This window comes from Pseudomonas sp. stari2 (assembly GCF_040760005.1).
Taxonomy (GTDB): Bacteria; Pseudomonadota; Gammaproteobacteria; order Pseudomonadales; family Pseudomonadaceae; genus Aquipseudomonas.
On record NZ_CP099760.1, the window covers coordinates 2,755,248 to 2,775,308 of the forward strand.

General features: G+C 61.0%; 20 protein-coding genes. 12 read left to right on the top strand and 8 right to left on the bottom strand.

Annotation, left to right across the window (positions count from 1 at the left end; all coding sequences use genetic code 11):
* Positions 1–3: 3 nt before the first annotated feature.
* The 4 genes from NH234_RS12660 to gloB all read right to left on the bottom strand — a co-directional run bounded on the left by NH234_RS12660 (position 4) and on the right by gloB (position 6,176).
* Positions 4–1,845, bottom strand: a complete 1,842-nt coding sequence (locus NH234_RS12660) for an extracellular solute-binding protein (protein ID WP_367256776.1) — start codon at positions 1,843–1,845, stop codon at positions 4–6.
* Positions 1,842–3,674, bottom strand: coding sequence for an extracellular solute-binding protein (locus NH234_RS12665; protein ID WP_367256777.1), 1,833 nt, complete (start codon positions 3,672–3,674; stop codon positions 1,842–1,844). The genes NH234_RS12660 and NH234_RS12665 overlap by 4 nt, the downstream gene beginning before the upstream one ends.
* A 165-nt stretch (positions 3,675–3,839) precedes the next feature.
* The gene (locus NH234_RS12670) at positions 3,840–5,309 is read right to left on the bottom strand and encodes a LysM peptidoglycan-binding domain-containing protein (RefSeq protein ID WP_085733073.1); all 1,470 of its coding nucleotides are present in this window, start codon (positions 5,307–5,309) and stop codon (positions 3,840–3,842) included.
* A gap of 99 nt (positions 5,310–5,408) precedes the next feature.
* The gene (gloB, locus tag NH234_RS12675; protein ID WP_367256779.1) at positions 5,409–6,176 is read right to left on the bottom strand and encodes a hydroxyacylglutathione hydrolase; all 768 of its coding nucleotides are present in this window, start codon (positions 6,174–6,176) and stop codon (positions 5,409–5,411) included.
* Positions 6,177–6,241: 65 nt separating this feature from the next.
* On the opposite strand from gloB, the gene NH234_RS12680 reads away from it, so the two are divergent.
* Complete coding sequence (locus NH234_RS12680; RefSeq protein WP_085708596.1) at positions 6,242–7,000, top strand: methyltransferase domain-containing protein; 759 nt, start codon at positions 6,242–6,244, stop codon at positions 6,998–7,000.
* Between the two features lie 90 nt (positions 7,001–7,090).
* The gene (gene rnhA, locus NH234_RS12685; protein ID WP_367256781.1) at positions 7,091–7,552 is read left to right on the top strand and encodes a ribonuclease HI; all 462 of its coding nucleotides are present in this window, start codon (positions 7,091–7,093) and stop codon (positions 7,550–7,552) included.
* Here the strand turns inward: rnhA and NH234_RS12690 are convergent, their stop codons facing one another.
* On the bottom strand, positions 7,553–7,858 hold the full coding sequence (locus tag NH234_RS12690) for a DUF2388 domain-containing protein (RefSeq protein WP_367256783.1): 306 nt from the start codon (positions 7,856–7,858) through the stop codon (positions 7,553–7,555).
* Positions 7,859–8,046: 188 nt separating this feature from the next.
* Here NH234_RS12690 and dnaQ point away from each other — a divergent pair, with 188 nt between their 5' ends.
* From dnaQ to NH234_RS12705, 3 genes are all read left to right on the top strand, one after another.
* The gene (gene dnaQ / locus NH234_RS12695) at positions 8,047–8,805 is read left to right on the top strand and encodes a DNA polymerase III subunit epsilon (RefSeq protein WP_085733070.1); all 759 of its coding nucleotides are present in this window, start codon (positions 8,047–8,049) and stop codon (positions 8,803–8,805) included.
* Positions 8,806–8,959: 154 nt separating this feature from the next.
* Positions 8,960–11,215, top strand: coding sequence for an Orn/Lys/Arg decarboxylase N-terminal domain-containing protein (locus NH234_RS12700; RefSeq protein ID WP_367256785.1), 2,256 nt, complete (start codon positions 8,960–8,962; stop codon positions 11,213–11,215).
* 14 nt (positions 11,216–11,229) lie between these two features.
* Positions 11,230–11,844: a GNAT family N-acetyltransferase gene (locus NH234_RS12705; protein ID WP_085733068.1), complete on the top strand. Its 615-nt coding sequence runs from the start codon at positions 11,230–11,232 to the stop codon at positions 11,842–11,844.
* Here NH234_RS12705 and NH234_RS12710 read toward each other — a convergent pair.
* Entirely contained in the window at positions 11,810–12,703 is an 894-nt protein-coding gene (locus NH234_RS12710) for a LysR family transcriptional regulator (RefSeq protein WP_367256786.1), read from the bottom strand. The genes NH234_RS12705 and NH234_RS12710 overlap by 35 nt on opposite strands.
* 85 nt (positions 12,704–12,788) lie before the next feature.
* Entirely contained in the window at positions 12,789–13,025 is a 237-nt protein-coding gene (locus tag NH234_RS12715) for a hypothetical protein (protein WP_085733066.1), read from the bottom strand.
* Positions 13,026–13,210: 185 nt separating this feature from the next.
* On the opposite strand from NH234_RS12715, the gene NH234_RS12720 reads away from it, so the two are divergent.
* Complete coding sequence (locus NH234_RS12720; protein WP_085708589.1) at positions 13,211–13,768, top strand: NADPH-dependent FMN reductase; 558 nt, start codon at positions 13,211–13,213, stop codon at positions 13,766–13,768.
* Positions 13,769–13,867: 99 nt separating this feature from the next.
* Positions 13,868–15,151 (top strand): arsenic transporter, encoded by a 1,284-nt coding sequence (locus tag NH234_RS12725; protein WP_085733065.1) that lies wholly within the window; start codon positions 13,868–13,870, stop codon positions 15,149–15,151.
* Here NH234_RS12725 and NH234_RS12730 read toward each other — a convergent pair.
* A complete protein-coding gene (locus tag NH234_RS12730; RefSeq protein ID WP_367256788.1) occupies positions 15,148–16,098 on the bottom strand; it encodes a DUF1853 family protein in 951 nt (316 codons plus the stop codon). The two genes, NH234_RS12725 and NH234_RS12730, sit on opposite strands and share 4 nt — an antisense overlap.
* Positions 16,099–16,213: 115 nt before the next feature.
* Between NH234_RS12730 and NH234_RS12735 the strand changes: the two genes are divergently transcribed.
* Genes NH234_RS12735 through NH234_RS12755 form a run of 5 tightly spaced genes read left to right on the top strand, consistent with a single transcriptional unit; the run spans position 16,214 to position 20,058 of the window.
* Positions 16,214–17,104, top strand: coding sequence for an NAD(+) kinase (locus NH234_RS12735; protein ID WP_085733063.1), 891 nt, complete (start codon positions 16,214–16,216; stop codon positions 17,102–17,104).
* Positions 17,104–18,075 (top strand): metallophosphoesterase, encoded by a 972-nt coding sequence (locus NH234_RS12740; protein WP_085733062.1) that lies wholly within the window; start codon positions 17,104–17,106, stop codon positions 18,073–18,075. Before NH234_RS12735 ends, NH234_RS12740 begins: the two co-directional genes overlap by 1 nt.
* Positions 18,072–18,941 (top strand): rhomboid family intramembrane serine protease, encoded by an 870-nt coding sequence (locus tag NH234_RS12745; protein WP_085733061.1) that lies wholly within the window; start codon positions 18,072–18,074, stop codon positions 18,939–18,941. Before NH234_RS12740 ends, NH234_RS12745 begins: the two co-directional genes overlap by 4 nt.
* A 29-nt stretch (positions 18,942–18,970) precedes the next feature.
* Entirely contained in the window at positions 18,971–19,231 is a 261-nt protein-coding gene (locus NH234_RS12750) for a DUF1315 family protein (RefSeq protein WP_085698878.1), read from the top strand.
* Positions 19,228–20,058: a DUF2797 domain-containing protein gene (locus tag NH234_RS12755; RefSeq protein ID WP_085733060.1), complete on the top strand. Its 831-nt coding sequence runs from the start codon at positions 19,228–19,230 to the stop codon at positions 20,056–20,058. The genes NH234_RS12750 and NH234_RS12755 overlap by 4 nt, the downstream gene beginning before the upstream one ends.
* Positions 20,059–20,061: the final 3 nt, after the last annotated feature.

Sequence of the window (20,061 nt, forward strand, 5' to 3'; positions counted from 1 at the left end):
TGATTACTCCGTGCCCACAGGGTCGGCTTGCAGTTGGGTTTGCACTTCTACCGCAGGTTTCGTGTCGGGCTTGACCCACCAGGTATTAATGCCGATGTCGTACTTGGGGGAGACTTTCGGATGGCCGATGTGGTTCCAGTACGCCACGCGCCAGCTCTTGATGTGCCAGTTGGGGATCACGTAGTAACCCCATTGCAGCACGCGGTCCAGCGCCCGGGCGTGGGCCACCAGGCTTTTGCGCGAGTCAGCGTTGATCAGGCTTTCGACCAGATGATCGACGATCGGGTCTTTCAGGCCCATCGAGTTGCGGCTGCTTGGCTTGTCAGCGGCGGCGCTCATCCAGAATTCGCGCTGCTCGTTACCGGGCGAGTTGGACTGCGGAAAGCTGCCGACGATCATGTCGAAGTCCCGCGAGCGCACACGGTTGACATATTGCGAGACGTCGACGCGGCGGATCACCAGATCGATACCCAGGTCGGCGAGGTTGCGCTTGAACGGCAGCAGCACCCGCTCGAATTCGGTCTGGGCCAGCAGGAACTCGATGACCACCGGTTTGCCGGTGGTGTCGACCATTTTGTCGTCGACGATCTTCCAGCCGGCCTCCTGCAGCAATTGATAGGCCTCGCGTTGCTGCAGGCGAATCATGCCGCTGGCATCGGTTTTCGGGTTCTCGAAGGCTTCGCTGAACACCTGCGCCGGGAGCTGGCGGCGGAACGGGTCGAGGATCGCCAGTTGATCGGCGTCCGGCAGGCCGGTGGCGGCCATTTCCGAGTTCTCGAAGTAGCTGCGGGTGCGCACGTAGGCGCCGTTGAACAGTTGCTTGTTGGTCCATTCGAAGTCGAGCAGCAGACCCAATGCCTGACGCACGCGAACGTCCTGAAACACCGGGCGGCGCAGGTTGAAGACGAAGCCCTGCATGCCGGTCGGGTTGCCGTTGGGGATCAGTTCCTTGACCAGTCGGCCTTCGGTGACGGCCGGAATGTTGTAGGCGTTGGCCCAGTTCTTCGCGGTCATTTCCAGCCAGTAGTCGAACTGCCCGGCCTTCAGCGCTTCCAGGGCGACGGTGTTGTCGCGGAAGTAGTCGGTGGTCATCACGTCGAAATTGTAGAAGCCGCGATTGACCGGCAGGTCCTTGCCCCAATAATCCTTGACCCGCTCGTATCGTACCGAGCGTCCGGCCTTCACTTCGGCAACCTTGTACGGGCCGCTGCCGAGCGGGATTTCCAGATTGCCCTTGTTGAAGTCGCGACTGGCCCACCAGTGTTTTGGCAGCACCGGCAACTGGCCGAGGATCAGCGGCAGCTCGCGATTGTTGTTGTGCTTGAACTTGAACAGCACCGTGAGCGGGTCTTCGGCGACGGCTTCTTCGACGTCGCTGTAGTAACCGCGAAACATCGGCGAGCCTTCTTTGGTCAGGGTCTCGAAGCTGAACACCACGTCTTCGGCGCGCACCGGGTGGCCGTCGTGGAAGCGTGCTTCGGGGCGCAGGTAGAAGCGCACCCAGCTGTTGTCCGGGGCCTTTTCGATCTTGCTGGCGATCAGGCCGTATTCGGTGAACGGCTCATCGAGGCTGTGCTTGGTCAGGGTGTCGTAAATCTGCCCGACATCGTCCGCCGGCACGCCTTTGCTGATGAATGGATTGAGGCTGTCGAAGCCGCCAAAACCGGCCTGACGGAAGACCCCGCCCTTGGGCGCGTCAGCGTTCACGTAGTCGAAGTGCTTGAAGTCGGCAGGGTATTTCGGCGGCTCGTTGTACAGCGTCACGGCGTGTTGCGGGGCGGCGCAGGCCAGCCCGGCGAACAACAGGCCGCAAGCCTGCACGAGCAGGGTGCGAACGGCGTTCATTGACCTTTCTCCGAAGATTTCAGCCACCACGCGCTCAGGCCCAGGGTGTAGGGCGGCGTGCTGACGAAGGCGAACCGGTTGCGGTACGCCAGACGGTGATAATTGAGGTACCAGTTGGGAATGCTGTAGTGCTGCCAGAGCAGCACGCGGTCCAGCGCCTTGCCGGCGGCAACCTGCTCGTCACGGGTGCGGGCGGCGAGCAACTGCTCAAGCAGATGATCGACCACCGGGTTGGCGATGCCCGCGTAATTCTTGCTGCCCTTGACCCCTACCTGGCTGGAGTGGAAATACTGCCACTGCTCCAATCCCGGGCTGAGGGTCTGGTTGAGGGTCATGAGGATCATGTCGAAATCGAACTGATCCAGACGCTGTTTGTACTGGGCGCGGTCCACCGTGCGCAGCTGCGCGTCGATGCCGATGCTGTTGAGGTTCTCGATGTAGGGCTGGAGGATCCGCTCAAGGTTCGGATTGACCAGCAGCAGTTCAAAACTCAGCGGTTGGCCGGCAGCGTTCTGCAAGCGCTGGCCATTGAGCTTCCAGCCAGCCTCGGCCAGCAGCGCCAGGGCCTTGCGCATGGTTTCCCGGGGGATGCCGCGCCCGTCGGTCTGCGGCAGCGTGAACGGCTCGGTGAACAGTCGGGCGGGCAGTTGATCCTTGTACGGTTTGAGCATCAGCCATTCATGACCGACCGGCAGGCCGCTGGCGCTGAATTCGCTGTTGGGGTAGTAGCTGGTGGTGCGTTTGTAGGCGTCGCTGAACAGCGCGCGGTTGGTCCACTCGAAGTCGAACATCAGGCCCAGGGCTTCGCGGGTCTTGACGTCCGAGAAGGTGGCTCGCCGGGTGTTCATGAACAGACCCTGGCTCTGGGTCGGGATCTGGTGCGGGATTTGTGCCTTGATTACGTCGCCGCGACGGATCGCCGGGAAGTTGTAGCCGTTGGCCCAGTTCTTCGCCTGATGCTCGATGTAGATATCGAACTCGCCGGCCTTGAATGCTTCGAAGGCCACGTCGCTATCGCGGTAGAACTCGACTTCCATGCGATCGAAGTTGTACTTGCCGCGATTGACCGGCAAGTCCTTGCCCCAGTAATCCTTGACCCGCTCGAACACCAGTTGCCGCCCCGGCGTCACCGAGGTGATGCGGTACGGCCCGCTGCCCAGCGGCGGTTCGAACGTGGTGGCCTTGAAGTCGCGACCCTTCCAGTAATGCTGGGGCAGCACCGGCAATTCGCCCAGACGCAGGATCAGCAGCGGATTGCCCGAACGTTTCATCACGAAACGGATGCGTTGCGGGTTGAGGATGTCGACCCGCAACACTTCCTGCAGGGCGGTGCGATACAGCGGATGACCTTCCTTGAGCAACAGGCGATAGGAGAAGGCCACGTCGTACGCGGTGATCGGTGTGCCGTCGTGAAAACGCGCTTCCGGGCGCAGATTGAACACCACCCAGCTGCGGTCTTCGCTGTACTCCACCGATTGAGCGATCAGGCCATAACTGGAGGCCGGTTCATCGCCGGACGGCGAGTACTGCCCGGTGCCGATCATCAACGGCTCGTTCAGCTCATTGATGCCGTATTGCAGGAAATTCGGGGTGGTAACCGGGCTGGTGCCCTTGAAAGTGTACGGGTTGAGCGTATCGAAGGTGCCAAACGCCATCACCCGCAACGTACCGCCCTTGGGCGCTTGCGGGTTGACCCAGTCGAAGTGGGTAAATCTGGCCGGGTACTTGAGCGTGCCGAACTGCGCATAACCGTGACTTTCGGTGATCGTCGCGCTAGCGGGGGAGCTCAAGGCCAGGCTGATCAGGAGCAGGAGGAGGGGACGCTTCAAGTCAGATCCGATCCAGGCGGCTTGGGCTTTGTGGGCCGTACAGTAACAGCTTGTATGGACAGGAAAAAGACAAGGGCTTAATGCGCGGTTAATTGCGGGAGTCGCCGGCATCGACAGCAAAAAATGACAGGCAAAAAAAAGCCCCTGAAATTCAGGGGCTCTTTGTCAGTGCGGCTGGTAAACCGTGAGCATTTGCCCAGGCTTGAGCGCCTTGCCGGCGCCCGGGTTCCAGCGCTTGAGATGTTGCATCTCGACGTTGAAACGCTTGGCCACTACGTACAGCGTGTCGCCTTGCTTGACCTTGTATTGGGTCTGTTTCTGGTTGTCGGTCTTGCTGCTGGTCTTGCTGTTGGCCGCCAGCACCGTGTTGATGCGCCCGCCGCCGGTATTGCGGGCCGGCGTGCGCTTGGTGGTGTCCTGCATGACCAGGGTCTGGCCGACCTTGAGGTTCTTGCCGGTCAGCTTGTTCCAGCGTTGCAGGTCCTTGACGTCGACCTTGTTGGCCTTGGCGATGGAGCCGAGGTTGTCACCGCGTTTGACTCGGTAGGCACGCTTGAGCTTCGCGACTTCGGTCGGGTCGGCGCCTTCGAAGACCGGTTTCAGCGAACGAGGGCTGATCAGTTCTTCAGGACGCATGGTCTGCAGGCTGGCGGTCAGCAACTGCGCTTTCGAGGTCGGCACCAGCAGGTGCTGCGGGCCGTCGATGGTGGTGCGCTGCTTGAACGCAGGGTTGAGCTGGAACAGCTCGTCTTCGTCGATGTTGGCTACCGCTGCGACTTTGGACAGGTCCATGCGCTGGTTGATTTCGACGACCTGGAAATACGGTTCGTTGGCGATCGGGTTGAGGTTGACGCCGTAGGCTTCCGGCGACAGCACCACTTGCGACAGTGCCAGCAATTTCGGCACATACGCCTGGGTTTCTGCTGGCAGCGGCAGGTTCCAGTAGTCGGTCGGCAGGCCGAGCTTTTCGTTGCGTTCGATGGCGCGGCTGACCGTGCCTTCGCCGGCGTTGTAGGCCGCAAGGGCCAGCAGCCAGTCGCCGTTGAACATGTCGTGCAGACGGGTCAGGTAGTCCATCGCGGCCGTGGTCGAGGCGGTGATGTCGCGACGGCCGTCGTAGAAACGGGTCTGACGCAGGTTGTAGTAACGCCCGGTGGAAGGGATGAACTGCCAGAGACCCACGGCGTCGGCCCGGGAATAGGCCATCGGGTTGTAGGCACTTTCAATCACTGGCAGCAGGGCCAGCTCCAGCGGCATGTTGCGTTCTTCGAGGCGCTCGACGATGTAATGAATGTAGAGGCTGCCACGTTCGCCGGCGTTCTCGAGAAACGAAGGGTTACTGGCGAACCACAGGCGCTGTTGCTCGATGCGCGGGTTCACGCCCAGGCCGTCCTGGAGCTGGAAACCACCGCGCATGCGTTCCCAGATGTCCTGGGGCACCTGCGGGCTGGGCTTCTCGGACAACCAGATGGGCTTCTGCTTGGCTCGCGCAGCAATGTTCGGCGTATGGGTCGCTTCAGTTTGCGGAGCATGGCTGGAACAGCCCGCCAGTGTGGCGGACACAGCCACCGCGATGGCTTGCGCCAGGCGGGTCAATGCGTCTGAATTGACGGACTTACGTATGGATGACGACATTGGCTGGAAGTAAGTTCCGGGCAAAAATGTCGGGGGATTCTAGAAAGCGGGCCCCCTGCGGTCAACCATTCAGAGTTTCTGTACCAAGTGGTGAACGGCTTAGAACTTATCTTTCCAAGCCCGCAGAGCCGCAAAAACCTCACTCGGCGCCCGGTTTTGAGCGCCATTCCGTTCGTCCACTTTTTGTGTAACTAATATTTCACCGGTGCGCAAAAACGGGTTTGTGAGCTTTTCCAGGGCGATGGTCGAGGGCAGGGTCATGACCCCGTTCTGCCGTTGCTGGGTGACTTTTTCCAGACGGGCGGCAACGTTCGGGTTGCCCGGTTCCACGGCGGCGGCGAATTTCAGGTTGCTCAGGGTGTATTCGTGGGTGCAGTAGACCAGCGTGTCTTCCGGCAGCGACGCCAGACGACCGAGCGAGTGGTGCATCTGCTCCGGTGTGCCCTCGAACAGCCGGCCGCAACCGGCGGCGAACAGAGTGTCGCCGCAGAACAGCAGGCCGTGGTGATAATAGGCAATGTGCCCCAGGGTATGGCCGGGAACGGCGTAGACATCGAAGTCCCAGCCAAGCAGGCGAACCTTGTCGTTGTCCTTGAGCGCGACGTCCCGCCCCGGAATGCTTTCGCTGGCCGGACCGTAGACAGTCGCGCCCGTAGCCTTTTTAAGCGTCTCGACACCGCCGACATGATCATGGTGATGATGAGTGATCAGAATATCGCCCAGCACCCAGCCCGGATGCGCGGCGAGCCACGCCTGCACGGGGGCGGCATCTCCCGGATCGACCACGGCGCAACGCTGGGTGGCATGATCCTGTAACAACCAGATGTAGTTGTCGGTGAAGGCGGGCAGGGCACTGATCTGTATCATCTTCGGATTCGCCAAGCGGGTAACATTGGCGCATCTTAGAGGTTCCTGGCGTGTTGGAGAATGCAATGATCGATAAAGCGTTCGCTCAGGCCGATCCTGACTGGCTGGCCCTGATCGGGGCGGCCCGTGAATGGCTGTCCGGTCCCCTCGGGCAATTTTTGCTGGACGAAGAGCGGCGCATGCTCGAAGACGAGCTCGGCCGGTTCTTCGGCGGCTATCTGGTGCATTACGGGCCGTCCGCCGAAACACCGCCGTCGGCGCCGCAGGTGCAGCGCAACGTGCGGCTCGGTGCGCCATTGCCCGGTGTCGAGATCGTCTGCGAAGAGCAGGCCTGGCCGTTGAGCGAGCACGCCGCCGACGTGGTGGTGCTGCAGCACGGTCTGGATTTCTGCCTGTCGCCCCACGGTCTGCTGCGTGAAGCGGCCAGCAGTGTGCGCCCCGGCGGGCATCTGCTGATCGTCGGCATCAACCCCTGGAGCACCTGGGGTCTGCGTCATGTGTTCGCTCATGACGCCTTGCATCAGGCGCGCTGCATCTCGCCGTCGCGGGTCGCCGACTGGCTCAACCTGCTGGGCTTCGCGCTGGAGAAACGCCGCTTCGGGTGCTATCGTCCACCGCTCGCGTCACCCAAGTGGCAGGCCCGTCTGGCCGGCTGGGAACGCAAGGCCGGTGACTGGCAACTGGCGGGCGGCGGCTTCTATCTGTTGGTCGCGCGCAAGATCGTGGTCGGCCTGCGCCCGGTGCGCCAGGAGCGCCGCGAACCGATGGGCAAGCTGATTCCGCTGCCGATGGCCAAGGTCAATCGGCGCCGTATCGAACCGTAAACCTTCTTTTATTGTGGCCGGGTCTGTCCCGGCCCGGGCCGTTGTCGATCCGTGATCGGCGAGGTCACGCATTTTTCTGGATTGATTGGCATGAGCGAAAGCTTCGATAGCGTAGAACTGTTCACCGACGGCGCCTGCAAGGGCAACCCCGGCCCGGGCGGCTGGGGCGCCTTGCTGGTGTGCAAGGGCGTCGAAAAGGAACTGTGGGGCGGCGAGGCCAACACCACCAACAACCGCATGGAGCTGCTCGGCGCGATTCGCGGCCTGGAAGCCCTCAAGCGTCCTTGCGAAGTGCTGCTGGTGACCGACTCGCAATACGTGATGAAAGGCATCAACGAGTGGATGGCCAACTGGAAGAAACGCGGCTGGAAAACCGCTGCCAAAGAGCCAGTAAAAAATGCCGACCTATGGAAAGAACTGGACGAGCAGGTCAATCGCCACAAGGTTACCTGGAAATGGGTCCGTGGCCACATCGGCCATCACGGCAACGAACGCGCCGACCAGTTGGCCAACCGTGGTGTGGATGAAGTGCGCGGTTACAAGCAGGACTGATCAGAGCATCAGAATGGCCGTGGCCAATTGCTGATCGGTGACGGACAGCTCTGGCAACAGGCTGCGAATCCGTTTGAATGCCGCTTCCATTTGGGCACCACGAATGTCTCCGTCGCTGGCAACGAATGCCGCCGCATCGTCCTTGGCGGCCAGCACGATCTTGTCGTCCTTGAACGACCCGCTGGTGCCTTTACTGGAGCTGAGCGTCAGGCTCAGGGTGATGTCAGTGCTGATGACGAAACTGGTGGCGTGCGCTTCAGTCATCAGTAAGCAGCCGCCGAGCAATAAAATGTGTGCAATCTTCATGAGGTGTTCGAGTCCGTGAGAAACAGGCCGCGCACGCTAGCAAGCCGGTTTGCCCCAGACTTTATGAACATTGCTAATGATTGTTAAAAACTGCATGAGCGCCGATCACCCGGCGGTGCGCGACGTGCGCCACCAGCGTGTTAACATCGCCGCTTTTGCACGATTGACCCGTTGAGAGCTGAACACTGATGGCCACCAGATCCGTTGTACTCGATACCGAAACCACCGGCATGCCGGTGACCGATGGTCACCGGATCATTGAAATCGGTTGCGTCGAGCTGATCGGTCGGCGCCTGACGGGGCGGCACTTTCACGTCTACCTGCAACCGGACCGTGAAAGTGACGAAGGCGCGATCGGCGTCCACGGCATCACCAACGAATTCCTGGTCGGCAAACCGCGCTTCGCCGAAGTGGCCGATGAGTTCTTCGAGTTCATCAACGGCGCGCAACTGATCATCCATAACGCGGCGTTCGACGTTGGCTTCATCAACAACGAATTCGCCCTGATGGGCCAGCAGGATCGCGCGGACATCACGCAGCACTGCACGATCCTCGACACCTTGATGATGGCCCGGGAACGCCACCCGGGTCAGCGCAACAGCCTTGATGCCTTGTGCAAGCGCTACGGCGTCGACAACTCCGGCCGTGAGCTGCACGGCGCATTGCTCGACTCGGAGATTCTCGCCGATGTCTACCTGACCATGACCGGTGGCCAGACCAGCCTCTCGCTGGCCGGCAATGCCTCCGACGGTAACGGCACGGGCGAGGGCGCGGACAACTCTGCCACTGAAATCCGTCGTCTGCCGGCGGATCGCAAGCCGGGGCGGATCATTCGCGCCACCGAAGCCGAGCTGGCCGAGCATCAGGTACGACTGGAGATCATCGCCAAATCCGCTGGCGCTCCGGCGCTATGGACTCAGTTGCTGGAAGCCGAATCCCAGGCTTGAAGATAAAAGGATCGTCCGAAGGAGCTAGCCACGTCCGGACGATCCTTTGTTTTTGGCAGTACTGACAACTGGCCACCCTCGCCACATCCGCTCCGACCCTCTACCCTGAGGACATTGGCAGATCACTCTCCGCCACCTCAGGACACTGAGCACCATGTACAAAGATCTGAAGTTCCCGGTGTTGATCGTCCACCGTGACATCAAGGCCGACACGGTTGCCGGCGAACGCATTCGCGGCATTGCCCGTGAACTTGAGCAGGAAGGTTTCAGCATCGTTTCGGCCACGGACTACACCGAGGGCCGGCTGGTGGCGTCGACCCACCATGGCTTGGCGTGCATGTTGATTGCCGCCGAAGACGCGAGCACCAATTCCCATTTGTTGCAGAACATGGCCGAACTGATCGGTCTGGCCCGGGTGCGGGCGCCGGATCTGCCGATCTTCGCGCTGGGTGAGCAGGTCACTCTGGAAAACGCCCCGGCCGATGCCATGGCCGAACTGAATCAGTTGCGCGGCATCCTTTACCTGTTCGAAGACACCGTACCGTTTCTGGCCCGGCAGGTTGCACGGGCGGCGCGCAAGTATCTGGATGGATTGCTGCCGCCGTTCTTCAAGGCTTTGGTGCAACACACCGCCGATTCCAACTATTCCTGGCACACCCCCGGTCATGGCGGTGGCGTGGCGTATCACAAGAGCCCGGTAGGACAGGCGTTTCACCAGTTCTTTGGGGAAAACACGCTGCGTTCGGATTTGTCGGTGTCGGTGCCGGAGCTGGGTTCGCTGCTCGATCACACCGGCCCGTTGGCCGAGGCAGAAGCAAGGGCTGCGCGCAATTTCGGCGCCGATCACACCTTTTTCGTGATCAATGGCACCTCGACCGCCAACAAGATCGTCTGGCATTCCATGGTCGGGCGCGATGATCTGGTGCTGGTGGATCGCAACTGCCACAAGTCAGTGTTGCACGCGATCATCATGACCGGTGCGATTCCGCTGTACCTGTGCCCGGAGCGTAACGAGTTGGGAATCATCGGCCCGATTCCGCTGAGCGAATTCAGCCGCGAATCGATCCAGGCCAAGATCGATGCAAGCCCGCTGACCAAGGGCCGGGAGCCGAAAGTCAAACTGGCCGTAGTCACCAACTCCACCTACGACGGCCTCTGTTACAACGCCGAACTGATCAAGCAGAGTCTGGGCAATAGCGTCGAAGTCCTGCATTTCGACGAGGCCTGGTATGCCTACGCGGCGTTCCACGAATTTTTTGCTGGACGCTACGGCATGGCCACCTCGCGCAGTGACGACAGCCCGCTGGTGTTCACTACCCATTCCACGCACAAATTGCTGGCAGCGTTCAGCCAGGCTTCGATGATTCATGTGCAGGACGGCGGCGCGCGGCAACTGGACCGCGACCGGTTCAACGAAGCGTTCATGATGCATATCTCGACGTCGCCGCAGTACAGCATCATCGCTTCGCTGGATGTGGCCTCGGCCATGATGGAAGGCCCGGCCGGACGTTCGCTGTTGCAGGAAACCTTCGATGAAGCCCTGAGCTTTCGTCGGGCGCTGGCCAATCTGCGACAACACATCGACGCCAATGACTGGTGGTTCTCGATCTGGCAGCCGCCGGGTGTCGAGGGCATCGATCGGGTGCAGACTGAAGACTGGCTACTGAAGCCCGAGGCAGACTGGCACGGCTTCGGCGAGGTCAGCGACGACTACGTGCTGCTCGATCCGATCAAGGTCACCCTGGTGATGCCGGGTCTGACCGCTGGAGGCGCGCTGAGCGACAAGGGCATTCCGGCGGCGGTGGTCAGTCGTTTTCTCTGGGAGCGCGGGCTGGTGGTGGAGAAAACCGGGCTGTATTCGTTCCTGGTGCTGTTCTCGATGGGCATCACCAAGGGCAAGTGGAGCACGTTGTTGACCGAACTGCTGGAGTTCAAGCGCAGCTACGATGCCAATGTCAGCCTCGACACCTGCCTGAAATGTGTCGCCCAAGAAGCTCCGGCGCGCTATCGCGGCATGGGCCTGCGCGATCTGTGCGACCAGCTTCACGCCTGTTACCGCAGCAACGCCACCGCCAAACACCTCAAGCACATGTACACCGTGCTGCCGGAAATCGCCATGAAACCCGCCCATGCCTACGATCAACTGGTGCGCGGCGAAGTCGAGGCGGTGCCGATCGATGAACTGGACGGCCGGGTCGCGGCGGTGATGCTGGTGCCGTATCCACCGGGGATTCCGTTGATCATGCCCGGTGAACGTTTTACCGAATCCACCCGGTCGATCATCGATTACCTGAAGTTTGCCCGCACGTTCGATGCGAGTTTTCCGGGTTTCGTGGTCGATGTGCACGGACTGCAACACGAAGATGAGGGCAATGGACGGTACTACACCGTCGATTGCGTCAAGGAATGAGGGCGTTTCCCAGTATGCAACCGGTCATGAATCCAAAATACCCAGGGCTGTCGGTGCGCGTTGCCGACGACGGCTTTGCTGCCTATATCTGGGGCAGCGATTTCAGTTTTGAGGTCGCCGCCTATGGTGCGGCCGAAATTGGCAAACCCGTCGCGCAGTGGGGCGTGACGCCGATTGTGCCGTACCGCAAGTGCTACGGCATCGATCCCGAGGAATTCAGCAGTTTTCGCGATGCCGCCGACAGTGCGATTTTCATGGCGTATCTGGAAGATCAGCCGGTGGGGCATCTGGTGATCAGCACCAACTGGAACAGTTTTGCTCATATCGATGAACTGGCGGTGCATGCGCCGGCCCGGCGACATGGTGCGGCCAAGGCATTGCTGGACGTGGCGCAGTTCTGGAGCCGCAAGAAAAAACTGCCAGGGATCATGCTTGAAACCCAGAACAACAACCTCGGTGCCTGTCGCCTGTATGAGCGTTGCGGCTATGTGATCGGTGGTATCGACCATTTGCGTTATCGCGGGATCGACCCGAACACCGCCGAAGTGGCGTTGTTCTGGTATCGAATATTCGATAATCCGCTGGAAAACCTGGTCAGTTCGCCAGCATCGCCTCGGCTTGTTCCGTGACGATACCCAGCAATGTCTGGACTGCCGATGTCGGCGGCGTGTGCTTGAAAGTCAGTGCATAGAGGCTGATTGGCACCGCCGGTGACAGCGGGCAAGTGTCGATTCCACTGGTCCGGGCACCCAGCGCGGTGAACGGGTCGACAATGGCCAGGCCTTCACCGGCCTCGACCATGCTGCGCATCATCTGGTGGGTCTGCACCCGGGTCTGGATGCTTGGCGCCGGGCGCAAGGCCTGAAGCTTGTGCTCCAGCGCCGGGCTCAACGGGTCCTGGCCTTCGAGGCCGACCATCGCCTGTCCGGCCAGGTCCTGCAGTGAAATGTACTTTTGCTTCGGTTGCAGCCAGCCGTGGGGCGCAAGCAATTGCAGCTTGCCTTGGGCCAGCGGCTGGCAATGGATATCCGGATGTTCGGGATCGTGCAGGCTGAGACCCAGATCGCTCTCGCGCAGCAACAGACTGCGAACGATGTGGCGGGTGGGTTCACTGAGCAGCGTGCAGGGCACGTCCGGCAAGCGTCGGCGCAATGCGGCGAGGCTTTGCGGCAACAGCTGCTGGGCCAGCGGCGGGGTGCCGATGATTCGAAGGGGTGGGGCGAGATATTGCTTGAGGCTGCTGGCCAGTCGTTGCACCGGTTCCAGCGCGTCATAGATGTGGGCGATTTCAACTTGCAACGCACGGGCTTCAGTCGTGGCCTGAAGCCGCCCGCGCACGCTGGCGAACAGCATGAACCCCAACTGACTCTCGGCTTCGCGCAGTCGCTCTTCGACATCGCCCACCGGCAGTTGCAGCCATTCGGCGGCGGTGCCCACGTGACCCGTCTGTAAAAGCGCCTGAATCACCTCTATATGACGTAAACGCATGCGTGAAGTCCATGTCCGGCCGTTGGGGGCAGTGGCTGAATCCTACCCCAACTCGGCGCGGATGACTTCTGCTCATAACAATCGGTTATGAAGCGACAGTCGGCTCGGGTTCGCGAATCAACGTGATGCCCGACTGAACCAGCAGGAACTCGTTGTCATCGACTTTATTGACGCGATCGCCAATCGCCAGTTTGTAGGTTGTAACGGGCTCCATGCCGGTGAAACCGTCTGCCGACGGGTTGGATTCCTGGAACTCATGCACGGAATAAACGCGGCCTTCCGCATCTCTTGCATGGAACTGACCGACGAGTACTGCTGCCATCTGCTTAGAACCTCTGGAGATAAAACGCTTGATTTGCGGCTTGGTAGACCGTCATCGAGCGTGGTAAGTTTTCCTACAGGAAAAAAATAATCCGGACGCGGGAAATATCCCTCGTCGTCTGGTGGAATCGTCGTCGGATCATCTATAACTACAGGCTCCTCCCACGGACAGTCGAGAGTCTTCCCATGAGCAATGTCTATAACGTCGCGGTAGTGGTCGGCAGCCTGCGTAAAGCTTCGATCAATCGCAAAGTCGCGCTGGCGCTGGCGGAACTGGCACCGGCCAACCTCAAGCTGAACATTGTGGAAATTGGCGATCTGCCACTCTATAACGAAGACATCGACGGCGATTCACCGCCGGCAGCCTACAGCACTTTTCGGCAAAAAGTGGGCTCATCCGACGCGGTGCTGTTTGTTACTCCGGAGTACAACCGTTCGGTGCCGGCACCGTTGAAGAACGCGATTGACGTCGGCTCGCGGCCATATGGCAAGAGTGTCTGGGGCGGCAAGCCGGGCGCAGTGATCAGCGTTTCGCCGGGTGCCATCGGTGGCTTTGGCGCCAACCAGCATTTGCGCCAGTCTTTCGTTTTCCTCAACGTGCCGTGCATGCAACAGCCGGAAGCCTACCTCGGTGGCGCCGGTACGGCGTTCGATGAGTCGGGCAAGCTGAACGAGTCGGTCAAACCGTTCCTGCAGAGCTTCATCAATGCCTATGGCGAGTGGGTAGCGCAGCATAAGAAGTGATCCACTGATTTTTCTGACAACATAACGAACCTGTGGGAGCTGGCTCCCACGGGTTTTTTTGTGGTCTGATTCTTTCCCTTTTATTGAAGGCTGTCGCGAATGCTTGCTGCGTCACTGATTTTCCTGCTGACCATTACTCTGGTGATCTGGCAACCCAAAGGCCTCGGGGTCGGCTGGAGTGCAACGCTCGGCGCCATCGTCGCGCTGCTTTTTGGCGTGGTGCACCTGAGCGATATTCCGCTGGTGTGGCAGATCATCTGGAACGCCACCGGCACTTTTGTGGCGCTGATCATCATCAGCTTGTTGCTCGACGAGGCGGGTTTCTTTGCCTGGGCTGCGTTGCACGTGGCGCGGTGGGGGCGGGGCAGCGGGCGCAAGCTGTTTGCCTTCATGGTGCTGCTCGGTGCGCTGGTGTCGGCGTTGTTTGCCAATGACGGCGCGGCGCTGATCCTCACGCCCATCGTGATTTCCATGCTGCTGGCGCTGCGTTTTTCCCCGGCGGCGACCCTGGCGTTCGTCATGGGCGCCGGGTTCATCGCCGACACCGCGAGCCTGCCGCTGGTGGTGTCGAATCTGGTCAACATCGTCTCGGCCGACTTCTTTCACATCGGTTTCAACCGCTATGCGGCAGTGATGGTGCCGGTGAACTTTGTCAGCGTCGCCGCCACGTTGGCGGTGTTGCTGTGGTTCTTCCGGCGCGATATTCCGAAAGACTACGACCCCGAACAGCTTGAGCATCCGGAGACGGCGATTCACGACAAGGCCACGTTCTACGCCGGTTGGGCAGTGTTGCTGATTCTGCTGGTGGGCTGTTTTGCCCTGGAGCCGCTGGGCATTCCGATCAGTGCGATCTCGGCCGTTTGCGCGGCGTTGTTGCTGGGCATCGCCGCCCGTGGGCACAAAATCTCTACGCGCAAAGTGATGAAAGAGGCACCGTGGCAGATCGTGATTTTCTCTCTGGGCATGTATCTGGTGGTCTACGGACTGCGCAATGCCGGGCTGACGGATCATCTGGCCGGCTGGCTGGATGCTTTTGCCGGGTATGGCGTGTGGGGCGCGGCCATGGGCACCGGCGTGCTGACGGCGCTGTTGTCGTCGATCATGAACAACCTGCCGACAGTGCTGATCGGGCTGCTGTCGATCGATGCCAGCCAGGCGACCGGTGTCGTGAAGGAGGCGATGATCTACGCCAACGTGATCGGCAGCGACCTGGGGCCCAAGATCACCCCGATCGGCAGTCTGGCGACCTTGCTCTGGCTGCATGTGCTGGAACGCAAGGACATCCGGATCGGCTGGGGCTATTACTTCAGGGTCGGGATTGTGCTGACGGTGCCGGTGTTGCTGGTGACCCTGGCCGCGCTGGCGGTGCGACTGAGCGTCTAACTCTGCCCGGGCACGTTCGGCCACAGATCCGAAACCAGAAACAACCGCTCGGCCTCTTCCCAGTCACCCCGGGCATTTTCGGTCAGGCGCACCATCAGTTGTGCCGGGGCCAAGGGTTCAAGTTCATCGAGCCAGGCCTGTAAATGCTCGTGACTCCAGGTCTGATCCGCCGGGTAATGCGCTGGCGCCAGCCACGCATGGCGGGGCAGGGGTTGCCAGCGTCCGGCCGGGCGCTGGGCGACAAACGCCGGCCAATCCTTTTGATGCAACCAACTGCCGCGCAAATGCTGTGGGTGGGCGCCGCTCGGTGGTTCGGATTGCCCGGGCCATGGATACAGCAGATAACCGCCCAGCCACAACTGCGCACTGAACGTTCCGACATCCAGCGCCGCCAGGGCCTCGCGACTTTCCGGGCGCGCGGAAATCGGCAACTGGTGTTCGCTCAGGTGGGCCAGTTTGCGGTCCAGGCGATCATGGCAGCCGGGGCCGAGCCACTGCGCCGGATCACGGCCGTCGCCGTTCTGCGGGCCGAGGTAGAGCTTGATTGCCAGCTCCAGGTGATGCACACCGTCGCGGTCGCGCAGCAACATGTCGAGCTCGCCGAGGGTGTGGCCTTCACGGCGGATCGGCAGGTTGGCTGCGATCAGTTCGATGCCCGGCGCATGTTCCACGGCAAACTGCCAGAGCCGTTCGTAATACAGGCCCAGGCGCCGGGTGCGGGCCTGGGACAGCCAGTGGAGCAGGCCGTAGCTGTCACGGTCGAGGTCGTGCAGCCAATGCACCAGCCGTTCGGGATCGCGCACCCAGTCGCTGCCCGCCAACGGATGACGTTGCGGCCACGGCGTGGCGGCGAGCATCGGCGGGACGAGGATCACCCACGCCAGATCGCGCACCTCCGGGTGACGTAATTGGTGGGGCAACTGGAGCAAGTCGGGAAATAGGATCATCTTGCGAGCATAGCCTCAAACACGGTCGCACCCTCGGTGCTGAAAGGATTTTGTCTATCCGGCGCTTTCGCCCATAATCGTCGTTTTCGCCGTTGCAGCCCCCCGCAGGAGTCCCATGGAGCAATTTCGTAATATCGGCATCATCGGTCGCCTGGGCAGTTCCCAGGTGCTGGATACCGTCCGCCGACTGAAACGGTTTCTGCTCGATCGTCACCTGCACGTGATCCTCGAAGACACGATCGCCGAAGTCCTGCCAGGCCACGGCCTGCAAACCTCCTCGCGCAAGATGCTCGGCGAAGTGTGCGACATGGTCATCGTCGTCGGCGGTGACGGCAGCCTGCTCGGCGCCGCCCGGGCGCTGGCCAAACACAATATTCCGGTACTGGGCATCAACCGTGGCAGCCTGGGCTTTCTGACCGATATACGTCCCGATGAGCTGGAAGTCGAAGTCGCCAAGGTGCTCGACGGCCATTATCTGGTGGAAAACCGCTTCCTGCTGCAGGCCGAAGTCCGCCGCCACGGCGAAGCCATCGGCCAGGGCGACGCGTTGAACGACGTGGTGCTGCACCCTGGCAAGTCGACTCGGATGATCGAATTCGAGCTGTACATCGACGGGCAGTTCGTCTGCAGCCAGAAAGCCGACGGCCTGATCGTCGCCACGCCGACCGGTTCCACGGCGTATGCGCTGTCGGCCGGTGGCCCGATCATGCATCCCAAGCTCGATGCCATTGTGATCGTGCCGATGTATCCCCATATGTTGTCCAGCAGGCCGATTGTGGTCGATGGCAACAGTGAGCTGAAAATCGTCGTGTCCAAAGATATGCAGATTTACCCGCAAGTTTCCTGTGACGGGCAGAACCACTTCACCTGCGCGCCGGGCGACACCATCACGGTCAGCAAGAAAGCGCAGAAGCTGCGACTGATCCATCCACTCGACCACAACTATTACGAAGTGTGCCGTACCAAGCTCGGCTGGGGCAGCCGCTTGGGGGGTGGAGGCGAGTGATGCTCGATCCCGCGCGTGGTTACGACCTGATCGGTGACGTGCACGGTTGCGCTCTGACCCTTGAGCACCTGCTCGACCGGCTCGGCTTTCACAAACAGGCAGGCGTCTGGCGGCACCCCTCGCGTATGGCGGTGTTCGTCGGTGACATCATCGACCGTGGCCCGCGGATTCGCGAGGCGCTGCACATCGTCCACGACATGGTCGAGGCCGGGCAGGCGCTGTGCATCATGGGCAACCACGAGTTCAACGCGCTGGGCTGGAGCACGCCGGCGCCTCCGGGCAGCGGCAAGCAGTTCGTGCGTGAACACACGCCGCGCCATGCCCGTCTGCTGCACGAAACACTAACTCAGTTCGAAGACCATCCCGGCGACTGGCACGACTTCCAGCACTGGTTCTATGAATTGCCGCTGTTCGTCGATGCCGGACGCTTCCGGGTCGTGCATGCCTGCTGGGATGCCGGCCTGATCGAACCGTTACGCGGGTTGTTCCCCGATGGCTGTATCGATGAGCATTTCCTTCAGGCTTCCGCCGTACCGGGCAGCTTTGCCTGCACGGTATTCGATCGCCTGTTGCGCGGTACCGACATGCGTCTGCCCGATGGCCTGACCATGACCAGCGGCGACGGTCTGGTGCGTTCGTTCTTCCGCACCAAGTTCTGGGAGGACGATCCGCAGACTTACGGCGACATCGTGTTCCAGCCCGACGCCTTGCCGGAGCCGGTGGCGCAGAAGCCGCTGACCTCCAGCGAAAAGAATTCCCTGCTGCGCTACGGCGTCGATGAGCCGTTGCTGTTTGTCGGCCACTACTGGCGCAGCGGCAAACCGGCGCCGATCCGACCGAACCTTGCGTGCCTGGATTACAGCGCCGTGCTCTACGGCAAACTGGTCGCTTATCGTCTGGATCAGGAAACCCGCTTGGATCCGCATAAATTTGTCTGGGTCGACGTCGAGCGGCCGGAGGTGCTGCGATGAGCGCGGTAGCAGTATTGCGTCTGCCATTGGCGGCCGACCTGAGCGGTTTCGTCAAACTGCTGCAACGGATGCAGGTGCCTCACCGCGTCAGCGAAGAATCGGGCGAGCAGGTGCTGTGGGTACCGTCGGAAATCAGCGAAGACGTGCGTTCACTGTACGAGCGCTTCCCGGCGGGTGATCCGGATCAGCAACTGGATATTCCGGTGGCGCCGACCTTCAAGCGGCCGAGCTTCGCCGAGCAGTTGAAACATGCCAAGGCCACCGGGTTCATCCTGTTGCTGAGCCTGCTGGTGGGCGGCCTGACGTATCTGGGCGACAACCTCGACACCATGCGCTGGCTGACTTTCCTCGATTTCCGCGTGGTCGGCGACTACATCCATTTCACCTCGCTGGCCGACAGCCTGGCGGCGGGGCAGTGGTGGCGACTATTCACGCCGATGCTGATTCACTTCGGCATCCTGCACCTGGCCATGAACGGCATGTGGTACTGGGAACTGGGGCGGCGTATCGAGTCGCGTCAGGGCAGCATCAACCTGATCGGCCTGACGTTGCTGTTCAGCCTGGTGTCCAACTACGCGCAGTTTGCCTGGAGCGGTCCGAGCCTGTTCGGCGGTCTGTCCGGCGTCCTTTACGGGTTGCTAGGTCACTGCTGGATCTTCCAGTTGCTGGCGCCGAACCCGGCTTATCGTCTGCCGCGCGGCGTGCTGGTGATGATGCTGGTGTGGTTGCTGGTGTGCATGTCCGGGCTGATCTCGATGATCGGCTTCGGCCAGATCGCCAATGCCGCCCACGTCGGCGGGTTACTCATCGGATGCTTCACCGGTTTGTTGGGCGGTTTGTACAACCGCCGTAAACTGGCCGCCTGAATTTTTGAATAAAGAGCACGGAGACCCTGATGTCCTCTTTTAACGACCTGATCAAGAACATCACCCCGGATATCTACCAGAGCCTGAAACTGGCCGTAGAGATCGGCAAATGGTCCGACGGTGGCAAGCTTACCGCCGAACAGCGCGAGCTGTCGCTTCAGGCGATGATCGCCTGGGAAATCCAGAACCTGCCCGAAGAAGAGCGCACCGGTTACATGGGCCCGCAGGAGTGTGCGTCGAAGTCGATCGAAGTGCCGAACATCCTGTTCAAGTCGGACGCCATCCATTGATCGAGATTGGCCGCGGTGCAATCAGCAAAATGTCGGCGCGCCTGGACGGGCCGAACGTGCAATACGCGTTTCGTCTGGATGACGTCGAGGTGCCGGTCAACCCGTTGATCGGCACCACGGTGCGTCTGGAATATCTGGGGGCGATTCACTGCACCCATTGCGGGCGCAAGACCAAGACCAGTTTCAGTCAGGGTTACTGCTACCCGTGCATGACCAGGCTGGCCCAGTGCGACGTGTGCATCATGAGCCCGGAGCGCTGCCACTTCGACGCCGGTACCTGCCGGGAACCGGAGTGGGGCGAGAAGTTCTGCATGACCGACCACGTCGTCTACCTGGCCAATTCGTCGGGGATCAAGGTCGGCATTACCCGTGCGACTCAACTGCCGACCCGCTGGCTCGATCAGGGCGCGAGTCAGGCGCTGCCGATCATGCGCGTTGCCACTCGCCAGCAGTCCGGTTTCGTCGAAGACCTGTTCCGCAGTCAGGTGGCGGACAAGACCAACTGGCGTGCGCTGCTCAAGGGCGATGCGGCGACGGTGGATCTGGCGCAGGTGCGCGATCAGCTGTTCGACAGTTGCGCCGAAGGTTTGCAGGGCTTGCAGGAACGTTTCGGCCTGCAGGCGATTCAACCAGTCACCGACGTCGAGCCGCTGGAAATCCGTTACCCGGTCGAGCAGTACCCGGCCAAGATCGTCAGCTTCAACCTGGACAAGAACCCGATTGCCGAAGGCACGCTGCTGGGGATCAAGGGCCAGTACCTGATCTTCGACACCGGCGTGATCAACATTCGCAAGTACACGGCCTATCAGCTCGCCGTGCATCAATAAGGA